This window comes from Sulfurirhabdus autotrophica, from assembly GCF_004346685.1.
In the GTDB taxonomy this organism is placed as follows: domain Bacteria; phylum Pseudomonadota; class Gammaproteobacteria; order Burkholderiales; family SMCO01; genus Sulfurirhabdus; species Sulfurirhabdus autotrophica.
In genome coordinates this window covers 40,818-52,393 of sequence record NZ_SMCO01000012.1, presented here as the reverse complement: position 1 = coordinate 52,393, position 11,576 = coordinate 40,818, and the positions used below count along the sequence as shown (strand labels likewise).

Genomic DNA, 11,576 nt, shown 5'->3' with positions numbered 1-11,576 from the left:
ATAGAGTAAAAAATGAATGATATGAACGTTTCCGCAATTGATCTCGGCGCATTTCACGACACTTGCCTCGCCAATCCAGAATGGCCTAAGCAGTCCCCAGCAAAATTTGATTCCGGGGTATGGCAAGCTATCGAACTGAATCACCGCTTTAATTGCCTGTTGTGGAATGAAGAAGATCTCGCAAGACGCAAGAATGTCCCTGACAGCGAGATAGCCGCTAATAAGCGTGCAATTGATGGTTATAACCAGAAACGCAATGATGCCATTGAAGGTATGGATGAAGCCCTGCTGCATACTCTCTCGAACGTCACTCTTCAGAACAATGCGAAATTAAACAGTGAAACAGCTGGCGCTATGATGGATCGGCTTTCAATACTAAGTTTAAAAATTCACCACATGAGATTCCAAACCCAGCGTACGGATGTAGATATTAATCACATTGAAACTTGCTCTGCGAAACTCGCAAAACTGCTTGAACAACGAACCGATTTGCAGTCATGTCTGGATACACTGCTCGAATCTGCATCTCAAGGGCAAGCGTATTTTAAAATTTACAGGCAGTTCAAAATGTACAACGATCCGAATCTCAATCCCAGCATGTACCAGGAAAAAAATAACTCAGGCAAGTAACGATTCGAGCTTGTCATAAATCATCTGATCACCTATTTCTGCTACACTTTTAGTTGCTTCCAGAAATGCGACTTTAGCGCCACGCGGCCCCCATTGGACCGGGGATGGAGACACATCCGTTTCGGCAAATAATCCAAGTACACCGCCCGGGCTCGCCGCTGCAAAATGCATCAGCCCGCTATCGGGGAAAATAGAGGTACGCGCGTTCCAGATCAATCCCAATGCTGGCATCAAAGCGCCCCGGAATGGATAAATATAAGGTACTGCTGCATCAAGCACCGGCTGAGCCACCTCATCATCCCCCGGGTACAACGGGTTATCACTCTTACCAGGCGTCCACATGAATAATGTATCCAACTGAAAGTGCTCTTTAAAATATGCTGCCCAGTGAAAAACCTGTTCCGAAGTGGGTTGTTTTTTTGCCCGACGAGCACCCAACCCGATCACAATATATTTTCTGGGGGATATATGTCGCCCAAACAACCAATTTTCGGCAAATAACTGCCACTGAGCCGGAAGGTTAAATGTCGGGTTTATCACCTGCTCATGCAACCTGATTTGAAGTGGCAACAGCAAATTCAACATGCGATCAGATTCATGCTCGCCTGCAGGCGCAGGTAAAGGGTCAGATACACGAGCGCAAACAGCGCTCTCATCACAATAGGTTATCGTACGCTTGGCGTGAATGCTCAACGCACGTTTAACCGCACGAGGGGAAAATTCCCCTCCAGCTACAATTGCCACATCAAAACGTTGAAATCGCAATTGAAGCTGTTGCCATATCTGGTGAATGACCGCTCCAAAATCAATTTTTCGTCCTGATTTAGCTCTGCGATATATCCACAACTGATCAATATCGGTATTTTCTGCTACGACCCAAGCATTGTAGTTGTTCGCGAGCAAATGAATCTCAGCGTTCGGCAAAGATTGGCGCAAATGACTTAACATGGGTGTTGTCAGTAACAAATCCCCTATTTTATCGCGCTTAAGAATCAGAATTTTCATGTTGGAATCTTGCGTAGATATACCCTACTTGGCCTTTTTCATACGGGTCCACTTGGTAGCCCCATTCTTCAAGCTTGGAAGCCAACACGGCACCACCACGATGAAATTCCATCATAATGATTTCCGGCTTTATCATTTCCCAAAATGGCACATTCTGGAATAACGCGTACTCACAACCTTCACAATCCAGTTTCAGGAAATATACTTTTCCAATTCCGCTTTTGTGGAGATATTCAACTGCATTAACCAATTGCAGGTTCTGTAAGACTCTTTCTCCTTTTGCGCTTTTTTCAGTACTATCAAGTACTGTGGCACCCGCAAATCCACAAGTAGTAGCGTTGATGGTAATGACTTCATTTTTATCCGATAAACCAACGGGGTGAATCTCAATCTGATTTCCCAAGTTATTAAGTCGAATATTTTCCTTCAAGTACGTTTGAAGAATAGGCAACGGCTCAAATGCATGGACCATTGCGCCTTGCTTTGCGAATGCAATAGCCGAATCTCCCACATAAGCACCCACATCGAGTACGACCTTACCATTCAAATCCATCTCATCAAGCTTATAGACATTATCAAGAAAGATTTCCTTAAGCGTACCTCCAAGAGATTTATCCATAGGTGGTGCAGTAAATTCAGAACCTTGGAAAGCCACATGCAATACATCATCCTTCCAATATGGGTAAGCACCAACTTCGATCATTCTTGCTGCTGATGGCAACATTTGCCAATATTTTTTAGGTACCGAAAAAACCTTACCCTCGCTATGACTAACAAACTCACCTTTACCAAAAAAGGGGAAAGTCAAAATGTGCCAATTAGGGGATAGCACCTGGCTGATAGCTCGAACTGATTTATAATAAAGGCGCAACGCCCTGATTTTGTCACGAATACTCATAAATTATTAAACGCCTTTCTTCCCTGCATTATCTGTAGCGGAAACGCTCGTCTCACTGAAAACCTGTATAATTGTACAGTTTTTCACTTATTAGCCCTTAACTTTCTATGACCAGCATAGTCACAAAACTCACCTCAAAATATTTAATTGAAGTCGTATTGCTTATCGGTTTAATTATCGCAGTTCCGCTCCTTGAGGCACCTAAAAATATATTTTGGCTTGCATATTGCATTACTTGGTTGTTCAATCGCTTCAAAGACAAAAATTTTGGCGGTCAGTGGGACATCTGGGATAGTCTTATTTTCACCTGGATTGTTTCCGGGTATGTTATTTCTGCCTTTGCCGGTATGCACAGTAGTGAATGGGGCGGTGCGAATGACATTCTTCGTTACGGCTCCATCTTATGGCTCATCAAGCGCAGCGGTTATCAACGTAATGAGCTGATGTGGTTAGGATTCACTGTAATTACATCCACACTGATAGCACTAACCTATGCCTTCTGGGCACTCTATGTATCGCACACTAGACAACTGTTGGAACTGAACTCGGTTGGACATGTTAACCACAGCGCAATTTATATGGCGATCAGCTTTGGTGTTGCTTTATCGTATACATTAGCCCTCTGGAAAAAACTGGGTATCATAGGGCGGCTATTAGGCACACTCTGCATAGTGCTGTTTGCAGTGGCCGTATTGATTAGCGCTAGTCGTGCAGCGGTCGCAATGGCAATCGTGTTTGCAATCATCCTCGGAATTGCCTGGGTAAAGCGTTCAGGCAAATCCGGTATCTTGCTTCTTGTCGGTATCATGTGCGTTGTTGCAGGTGCTTACTTTGCCAAAATTGATGTGGTAAAGAAACAAGAAGCTGTTGCCAAAGAAAACCGGCTACTCACGGGCCGTGATCAGATTTGGCATAGCGCCATCGTTGCCTGGAAAGAGTTTCCATTATTTGGCGTGGGTATGCACAACTACAACCAAATTAGCATGGAAAAGGTTCAAACCTGGGTTGAAGCATCGGGCAAACCTTTTGACCCTTCTTATTATTTAGGCAGCGCGCATGGCCATAGTCTCTTTTTCACTGCCTTGGCTGAACGGGGTGCCATTGGTTTGTCAGTCTTAGTCACCATTCTGTTGTCGTGGCTCTATACTTTAATACGCTTTCGCCCGAAAATACAGGATGAGGATATTGAATGGGCGCTTTGGGGGTCCAGTTTATCAGCGTGGCTTGTCAACGTTGGTGTAGGTTTTGTCAATACCACACTGCATCACGAACATGGTATTTTAAGTGCCACATTGCTTGGTATGTGGCTTGCCTATTTGCATCTCAAAAAACAAAACGTATCCACTACTACAACAGCGAAATAAGAGTATCTGATGACCAAATCGCTGAATTTTGTCATTGCCACACCCACAAAAATTGGCCGCACAAAAGTTGGGTTGAACCTTGGCCAAGCATTTTCAGCATTAGGCCATCAGGTCACCTATTTTGATTATGATATCAAACCTCCGCTAGAACGCTATTTGCCTCGCGCCTTAAGGGCAAAAGGTTGGCAACAGCGGCAGGAGCAATATATCAATGACCAGTTAATCAATGTTATCAAACAGCAAAAACCTGACTTGTTTCTCTGTGTTAAAGGTGTTCAATTATTCCCTGAAACCATTCAGCAAATAAACGCACTTGGTGTCACTACTATCGGTTACTGGATTGATGATCCACTTGATCACAAGCGCTCAATTATCAATGCGCCTTTTTATCACTATTATTTTACCAACGATGCTTCCTCTGTAGCGCTGTATAAAACAGAAGGTGTTACCCGAATTCAGCACCTGCCCTCAGCTGCTGATACACATACCTTTTATCCTCTGCCGCATTCCACAAGCTTGGCAGATATCATTTTTGTTGGCACACACTCCCCTTATCGGGAAAGCATTGTCCAGCAATTACAAGATTTTGATTTACGGGTTTATGGGCCTGGATGGCATAAAGCCCAGTTAAGAAAATCCTGTGTTTACCCCGAAGCATTTGGTAAGAAGACTAACGAAATATTTAATCAGACAAAAATCAATCTCAATATTCATAACTGGTTCGGACAAGGCTCGGCCATGAACCTGAGGCTTTTTGAGGTTCCTGCTGCGGGTGGATTCTTGCTGACAGACTGGGTTGCAGAAATAGATGATGCCTACACTGAAGATAAACATATCGCCTGTTGGCGAAACGTTGAAGAACTCAGAACCAAAATCAACTACTTTCTGGCTCATGAAGAGGAAAGGCAATTAATTGCAAAGCAAGGAAATCAATATTTTCTACAGCATCATTCCTATATTGCAAGAGCCCAACTTATGCTGAGCTATCTGTCATGAGCACATCGCTAAAAATCCTTGTTATCCGTCGAGACAATATTGGTGATCTGGTTTGCACCACACCCATGTTTCTTGCTTTGCGCGCTCATTTTCCCAAAGCGTATATTGCTGCGCTGGTAAATAGCTATAACCTACCCGTCTTGCAAAACAATCCGGATATTGATGATGTCTTTGCTTATACAAAGGCCAAACATCGCGCTAAAGGTCAGTCTACTCTCCGCGTGTATTGGGATCGTATTCGACTTATTTTTAAACTCAGAAAACAGCATTTTGATTATGTTATTTTAGCAGCACCCGATTTTCAGCCACGCTCTCTTAAATTGGCACGCATGGTTAGGCCAAAACATATTATTGGCTTTGTTTCCCACAGCCAAACAGAGCAACACATTGAAATCGATACGCCCATCCCCTATATCTTCCAGGAAGACATACATGAAGCAGAAGACGTTTTTAATCTCCTGACTCCATTAGGCATACTGCCACCCCCACCTCAACTACGTATTACGCCTCCTCCAGTGGAAACAGATCAAGCACAATCCTTGCTCAAAAATCAGCAATGGCTCTCTGAAACAAAAATGCTGATCGGCATCCACATCAGTGCCAGAAAACCCAGCCAGAGATGGCCTAGCGCTTATTTCGTTGAATTGATTTCAGAATTACATACAAGGCACCAATCTGGATTTATTTTATTATGGTCACCCGGCGACGAAACCAACCCGATGCATCCTGGTGATGATACTAAAGCACAAGAAATCAGGGCACAATTAAACAGCTTACCGATCCTCGCCTACCCCACAAGCAAACTCGAAGAGCTCATTGCCGCATTATCTCTATGTGACTCCGTTATTTGTAGCGATGGCGGAGCCATGCATCTGGCGGCAGGACTTGGCAAACCTATTCTTTGCTTCTTTGGAAAATCCAACCAGAAAAGATGGCATCCGTGGGGAGTGCCCTATATTGCGTTGCAGCCTGAAAGCTTTAATGTAGAAGATATCAGCCCAGATATTGCTTTAAAACAATTTGACGCGTTACTTCAAAAATCCAACTTATAAACCATTCAAAGTAAGCTTAACTCCTCAGCGAAAACTTGCTTTTTGATGAAGAGCACTATTTACCATTACTACATGAATACTCTGGCACCCACTCTTTTAAGTCTCGCCTGACGTCTTCATCTTTCAAAATGGGGCTTTCAGACAAATACGTTACCAATTTCTCAAGCCACTTCAAATCTGCTTCACGGGCTTTTGCGATTCTCAATTTTGGATGAGGCGTAGGTAACGTATGCTCGTCATCAGCAAGTAATTCCTCATACAGCTTTTCACCGGGCCTTAATCCAGTAAAGACTATTTTTATATCTTCCTCATTAAATCCAGACAATCTGATCATGTCTTTTGCCAGTTCAACAATACGAACCGGCTCACCCATATCCATGACAAATACTTCACCGCCCTTACCCATTGAACCTGCCTGCAATACCAGTTGCGCAGCCTCAGGAATAGACATGAAGTAGCGGGTTATTTCGGGGTCAGTCACGGTAATAGGTCCTCCATTTGCAATTTGCTCACGGAATTTTGGTATCACGCTGCCTGTACTGCCCAATACATTTCCAAATCTCACCATCACAAACTTTGTTTGCTCTTTCTGTTGCAGGCCTTGACATACCATTTCAGCGAGACGCTTACTTGCCCCCATGACATTTGTGGGATTCACCGCCTTGTCAGTCGAAATCAGCACAAACTTTTCTACTCCGTGTTGCACTGCAGAACTGGCCAGACAATAAGTTCCTAAAATATTATTTTGCATAGCCTCCCAAGCATTTTCTCTCTCCATGAGAGGCACGTGCTTATACGCTGCCGCGTGAAATATCACCGTAGGTTGATGCGTCTCAATTACCTGATCCACTCTGGCTCGTTTTTTTACATCCCCTACTACAGATATCACACTGATTTTTGGAAACTTCTCAAGAAATTCCTGCTCTATCGTGTACAGAGCAAATTCATTCAGTTCAAATAGCACCAAATGCTTTGGATTAAATTTAGCAATTTGACGGCAAAGCTCCGAGCCAATAGAGCCACCAGCTCCACTTACCATCACCACTTTATCTGTCAAGAAATTGTGTAACTGTTTATCATCCAGCACCACCGGGTCACGCCCAAGCAAATCATCGAGCTCGACATTCCGTATTTGCGAGACTGCAACCTTCCCTGACATCAAATCTTCAAATGACGGAACCGTTAGAACCCTAATTCCAGCATCGGTGCATAGCCCTACCACTCGTCTGCGAATGGCATGAGAGGCAGACGGCATTGCAATAATTGCCTGTCCGACAGATAGTTTTGTTGCAAATAAAGGCAATTCATCCAGCCTGCCCAAAATAGGCACACCCTGAACCAACCTTCCATGCTTGTGTATATTGTCATCAAGGACACCAACAACGCGCCATTCGTTACTTCTCTCAAGTGCCTTGATCAAGTTAGCCGCCGCATCACCCGCTCCCAGAATCAGAACCGGCAAGCCTTGCAACTGAAATGTGCCATATAACCGATGTTCTTTCCAAGCGCGATAGAGTAGCCGACTTCCGCCCATTAACATCACTAACAAAACGGGATCAAGCAAAAATACCGTACGAGGAATCTGGCCTGACGCCCTGAACAACATTAAAGTAAGCGAACCCAGTAAGGTTGCCAAAATAACGGCTATCAATATCCGCTTAATATCAGGCAAACTAGCATAGCGCCAGATACCACGATACAAACCGAAATACCAGAATACCGCAGCCTGTACAGGGACCACATAGAGCAAGGTTTGCAGCATATTCTGGGTATAAGAAGGAGGAATATCCAGGTTGAAACGCAGCCAATAAGCCACAACCCACGCCGCTGCCGAAGCCAAAACATCATGTAAAAAAGCCAACAAACCTCTTATGTTCATTCGGCTCTCAAATCCAAAATTATGTTTATTCGGATCATTGCACCGCAGCTCTCATGACTTTTTCTACAGCCTGGCAAATATCGTGCATATCTTTTTCTTCAAGCGTCGGATGCACCAAAAACATCAAGCTGGTTTCACCAAGTTGTTTAGCTATCGGCAGTCTCGCAGGAGGTCGCATGGATTTTGGGAAGGCTTTCTCCAGATATATTTCACTGCAGCTGCCACTAAAGCATGGAACGCCTTCAGCCACAATCGCCAGCATTATTTTATCCCTATCCCAACCTGCTTTTAACATTTCTGATTTTGTAAATGTATAAAATTTGTAGTAAGCATGGTCCACATATTCTGGTGCAACGGTTACTCGCAATCCAGGTATTTTCTCAAAACATTGTCTCAAAATCAGGGCATTTCGCCGCCTGGTTTCTAGCCAAGCGGGTAATTTTAGAAGCTGGACCCGCCCGATAGCTGCCTGCATTTCGGTTATACGCCAATTTGTGCCAAAAGAATCATGCACCCAGTTGAAGCCTGGCTTAGCTTCCCGGTTATAAATTGCATCATAGCTCTTGCCATGATCTTTAAATGCCCAAGCTTTTTCCCATATTTGCCGGTCATTAGTCGTAAACATGCCACCTTCACCTCCAGTGGTCATAATCTTGTCCTGACAAAATGAGAAAGCTGCCACATCACCCAACGAACCAACCAGCTTTCCTTTATAAGTTGCACCATGGGCCTGAGCGCAGTCTTCAATTACCTTCAGCCCATACTCATTAGCCAATGCTAGGATAGGATCCATTTCACATGGCCATCCAGCTAAATGCACCGCTATTATCGCTTTCGTCCTGGGTGATAAGACAGCTCGGATGCTGTCAGCTGTTACATTCTGGCTAACCAGATCAACGTCAGCCATAACTGGAGTCGCGCCACGCATAACCACACAGCTTGCAGAAGCAATGAAAGTCCGGCTAGTAAGAATCACCTCATCACCGGGGCCAATACCTAACGCATACAAAGCCAACTCCAGCGCCACCGTTCCATTGGCAAGGGCAATTGCATACTGACACCCAACAAAGGATGCAAATTCTTCTTCAAACTTGCGGCCTTCTTGTCCGGTCCAATAGTTCACTTTGCCAGATGCAAGCACGTTTTCGACAACCGCTATCTCATCCCGCTCAAAATAAGGCCAAGGGGCGAATGGCTCTGAGCGTAGTGGCTCATTACCATCAATGGCCAAATGATCTACAAATTTCATATCAAATTGATCCAGAATCTTTATTTAACGATGCGGGCGGGTGAACCCACCACTTTTTCATTTTCATTTACGTTTTTAATCACAGTCGATCCAGCTCCAACGACAACCCCATTGCCAATAGAAATACCTGGCGTGATAACACTGGCCGCACCTATCAAACTACCCTCACCCACTTGTACATTGCCACACAGATGGCTTCCTGGCGCAATATGCACCCCATTACCAACTGCACAATCATGGTCCACTGTTGCTGCAGTATTGATAATGGCATTTTCACCTATAACCGCGTCCGAATTAATAATGCAACCCGCCATAATCACGGATCCACGCCCAACCTTTACCCCACGAGCAATTTGTACGGATGGATGAATCACGCTCACAAGTTTAAATCCATTTTTCACAAGCCATTCAGCCACTTTCAACCTGATATTATTTTCACCGATTGCGACAATCCCTCTATCTGTCAGAATTTCTTGGCTTTCGGCAACTAATGTTTCCCTGCCTCCATAGACAGGATAACCATAAAAGTCTTGCCCCCAGAGAGCCTTATTATCATCTATCAGAAAAGCAATTTTAAACGCTCCCTGCTTTTCAATCGCATCAATAACTACTTTTGCGTGGCCGCTAGCGCCAAACACAAAAATGGATTCTTTTTCATCTAACATCGTTTCTTGCATTGCCCGCAAATTTTTCCATCGTTACATGCCCCTCTTGATTGACCCCTTCTGAACGCAATACTTTCATCACTGTAAGCCAAAAGATCTTTAAATCAAGCAGCAAAGACTGGTGATCCACATACCAGACATCCAGCTTAAATCGCTCCTCCCAACTGATTGCATTTCGTCCGTTCACCTGCGCCCATCCTGTAATACCTGGCCTTACATCATGTCGTCTGGCCTGATCAGCAGAATACAACGACAAATATTCCATCAATAACGGACGAGGGCCGACCAAACTCATATCGCCTTTCAACACATTAATCAACTGCGGAAGTTCATCCAAACTTAAACGACGTAATATTTTCCCGAATCTCTGCAATCGATACTCATCAGGCAAAAACTCACCTCTGCCATTACGCTCATTACTCATGGTGCGAAATTTATACAGATAAAAAGGTTTGGCATTTTTGCCGGGCCTTAACTGTTTAAACAAAAACGGGCTACCGATAAAAATCTGAACCAAGATTGCTACAACAACCATAACAGGGGAAAAAAGTATCAACAAAATCAATGAAGAAAGCATATCAAGAAAGCGTTTTATCATAACGTTTCCGGCAGCAATTCCTGATAATATTCCAACAGTGCCGCAGTCACTATTGATGTTGGAAAAAGACTTTTCGCACGGTTTTGCGCATATCGTCCCATTTTACCCCTCAACTCGCTGTCTGATGCCAACAATCGCATTTTATCCAACAAATCCTGAACATTTTTTGCATCATGCAACAAGCCTGACTTTCCGTCTTCAATAGCATCAACAATGCCATAAATCCTCGAACCAATAGCCGGGATACCCACACATGCTGCTTCGATAATGACGCTTCCAAAGCCTTCTCGATAACTGGGAAGGCAAAATACATCTGCTGCAGCCATATACGCTTCCGGAGTATTAGTAAACCCTACAAAATTAATACTACCTATGCAATCACTGCTAACTTCTCTAATAGCCTTTTGAACTGCATCCTCATCTGGGCCAACCAACAGCAAATGGATCTCTTGATTATCTTTGCGAAGCCGGGTAAATGCCTCAACCAAATCCAATATGCCTTTATCTTTGGTTAATCGCCCCAAAAAAAGAAACAGAATGCCAGTTTCAGCAATGCCAATTTGCTGTCTAATTTTCCTCCGGGAAATGGGATTTGGTTTAAAGCGCTCGGTATTCACACCACTTATGGAACCGTGTACAAGAACAGTCGCCTTATTTGAAGAGAGAACATGCTCGTGAACTAAGAACTCCTTCTGTGAAACACTATCCACCAAGAGATGTGTGGCACACTTACCTAGCAGCCTATCCACATTTTTTAACACAAAACGTCCCAAGCCAGATCTTGTTGCCCAAACCTGACCTGTAAATGTATGAAGTCGAATCGGGATAAAAGCAAAACATCCTGCCATCATTGATAACAAACCTGCTTTAGGAGTAACCGAATGAACCAGGTCAAAATGGTTCTGCCGAAAAACAAGAAAAAGGCTAAACATTGCACGCAAATCTGTCCAAAGTGAAATTTTCCTTTCAATCCGTAAAGGGATTACTTTAGCTTGAATTCCAAACGCTTGAAGAAAATCGGGCGTCACTGTATTTGTAATAACATAAACTTCATAGATTTCTTGCATAGCCTTCAAATGGTTAAGCAAAAAGGCTTGAACTGTCATTTCACTTGCAGTAACAATACAAATTTTTTTCACAATGGATCTACAACTTTTTTATATGAGGAATCGAAAAACAGAAATATCGGACTATAAACATTTCGCCATCTTATAAAAAGCAATGTTACGCGGATTTAAAT

The 11,576-nt window shown here is 43.7% G+C and carries 11 protein-coding genes; 4 read left to right on the top strand and 7 right to left on the bottom strand.

The window, feature by feature from the left end; genetic code table 11:
• Positions 1–12 precede the first annotated feature (12 nt).
• The gene (locus EDC63_RS11960; protein WP_124945464.1) at positions 13–630 is read left to right on the top strand and encodes a DUF4254 domain-containing protein; all 618 of its coding nucleotides are present in this window, start codon (positions 13–15) and stop codon (positions 628–630) included.
• On the opposite strand, the gene EDC63_RS11955 is transcribed toward EDC63_RS11960, so the two are convergent.
• The gene (locus EDC63_RS11955; RefSeq protein ID WP_124945463.1) at positions 619–1,635 is read right to left on the bottom strand and encodes a glycosyltransferase family 9 protein; all 1,017 of its coding nucleotides are present in this window, start codon (positions 1,633–1,635) and stop codon (positions 619–621) included. The two genes, EDC63_RS11960 and EDC63_RS11955, sit on opposite strands and share 12 nt — an antisense overlap.
• Complete coding sequence (locus EDC63_RS11950; RefSeq protein ID WP_124945462.1) at positions 1,616–2,533, bottom strand: FkbM family methyltransferase; 918 nt, start codon at positions 2,531–2,533, stop codon at positions 1,616–1,618. Before EDC63_RS11950 ends, EDC63_RS11955 begins: the two co-directional genes overlap by 20 nt.
• A 107-nt stretch (positions 2,534–2,640) precedes the next feature.
• Here EDC63_RS11950 and EDC63_RS11945 point away from each other — a divergent pair, with 107 nt between their 5' ends.
• The 3 genes from EDC63_RS11945 to EDC63_RS11935 are packed head-to-tail and all read left to right on the top strand — an operon-like array spanning position 2,641 to position 5,945.
• The gene (locus EDC63_RS11945) at positions 2,641–3,897 is read left to right on the top strand and encodes an O-antigen ligase family protein (protein ID WP_124945461.1); all 1,257 of its coding nucleotides are present in this window, start codon (positions 2,641–2,643) and stop codon (positions 3,895–3,897) included.
• A gap of 9 nt (positions 3,898–3,906) precedes the next feature.
• The gene (locus EDC63_RS11940) at positions 3,907–4,893 is read left to right on the top strand and encodes a CgeB family protein (protein ID WP_124945460.1); all 987 of its coding nucleotides are present in this window, start codon (positions 3,907–3,909) and stop codon (positions 4,891–4,893) included.
• A complete protein-coding gene (locus EDC63_RS11935; RefSeq protein ID WP_124945459.1) occupies positions 4,890–5,945 on the top strand; it encodes a glycosyltransferase family 9 protein in 1,056 nt (351 codons plus the stop codon). Before EDC63_RS11940 ends, EDC63_RS11935 begins: the two co-directional genes overlap by 4 nt.
• A gap of 55 nt (positions 5,946–6,000) precedes the next feature.
• Here EDC63_RS11935 and EDC63_RS11930 read toward each other — a convergent pair whose 3' ends face one another.
• From EDC63_RS11930 to EDC63_RS11910, 5 genes are read right to left on the bottom strand one after another with little or no spacing between them, the layout of a single operon-like run.
• Positions 6,001–7,824: a polysaccharide biosynthesis protein gene (locus EDC63_RS11930; protein WP_124945458.1), complete on the bottom strand. Its 1,824-nt coding sequence runs from the start codon at positions 7,822–7,824 to the stop codon at positions 6,001–6,003.
• Between the two features lie 34 nt (positions 7,825–7,858).
• Positions 7,859–9,073 (bottom strand): DegT/DnrJ/EryC1/StrS family aminotransferase, encoded by a 1,215-nt coding sequence (locus EDC63_RS11925; protein WP_124945457.1) that lies wholly within the window; start codon positions 9,071–9,073, stop codon positions 7,859–7,861.
• Positions 9,074–9,093: 20 nt separating this feature from the next.
• Positions 9,094–9,738, bottom strand: a complete 645-nt coding sequence (locus EDC63_RS11920; protein WP_124945524.1) for an acetyltransferase — start codon at positions 9,736–9,738, stop codon at positions 9,094–9,096.
• Positions 9,728–10,336, bottom strand: coding sequence for a sugar transferase (locus EDC63_RS11915; RefSeq protein WP_124945456.1), 609 nt, complete (start codon positions 10,334–10,336; stop codon positions 9,728–9,730). The genes EDC63_RS11920 and EDC63_RS11915 overlap by 11 nt, the downstream gene beginning before the upstream one ends.
• Positions 10,333–11,442, bottom strand: coding sequence for a glycosyltransferase family 4 protein (locus EDC63_RS11910; RefSeq protein WP_124945455.1), 1,110 nt, complete (start codon positions 11,440–11,442; stop codon positions 10,333–10,335). Before EDC63_RS11910 ends, EDC63_RS11915 begins: the two co-directional genes overlap by 4 nt.
• Positions 11,443–11,576 lie beyond the last annotated feature (134 nt).

Bases quoted from the DNA above. Each gene is read 5' to 3' on its own strand.
- EDC63_RS11930 (WP_124945458.1), bottom strand. From the start codon at position 7,824: ATGAACATAAGAGGTTTGTTGGCTTTTTTACATGATGTTTTGGCTTCG.
- EDC63_RS11915 (WP_124945456.1), bottom strand. From the start codon at position 10,336: ATGATAAAACGCTTTCTTGATATGCTTTCTTCATTGATTTTGTTGATA.
- EDC63_RS11935 (WP_124945459.1), top strand. From the start codon at position 4,890: ATGAGCACATCGCTAAAAATCCTTGTTATCCGTCGAGACAATATTGGT.
- EDC63_RS11920 (WP_124945524.1), bottom strand. From the start codon at position 9,738: ATGTTAGATGAAAAAGAATCCATTTTTGTGTTTGGCGCTAGCGGCCAC.
- EDC63_RS11910 (WP_124945455.1), bottom strand. From the start codon at position 11,442: ATGACAGTTCAAGCCTTTTTGCTTAACCATTTGAAGGCTATGCAAGAA.
- EDC63_RS11950 (WP_124945462.1), bottom strand. From the start codon at position 2,533: ATGAGTATTCGTGACAAAATCAGGGCGTTGCGCCTTTATTATAAATCA.
- EDC63_RS11945 (WP_124945461.1), top strand. From the start codon at position 2,641: ATGACCAGCATAGTCACAAAACTCACCTCAAAATATTTAATTGAAGTC.
- EDC63_RS11960 (WP_124945464.1), top strand. From the start codon at position 13: ATGAATGATATGAACGTTTCCGCAATTGATCTCGGCGCATTTCACGAC.
- EDC63_RS11955 (WP_124945463.1), bottom strand. From the start codon at position 1,635: ATGAAAATTCTGATTCTTAAGCGCGATAAAATAGGGGATTTGTTACTG.
- EDC63_RS11925 (WP_124945457.1), bottom strand. From the start codon at position 9,073: ATGAAATTTGTAGATCATTTGGCCATTGATGGTAATGAGCCACTACGC.
- EDC63_RS11940 (WP_124945460.1), top strand. From the start codon at position 3,907: ATGACCAAATCGCTGAATTTTGTCATTGCCACACCCACAAAAATTGGC.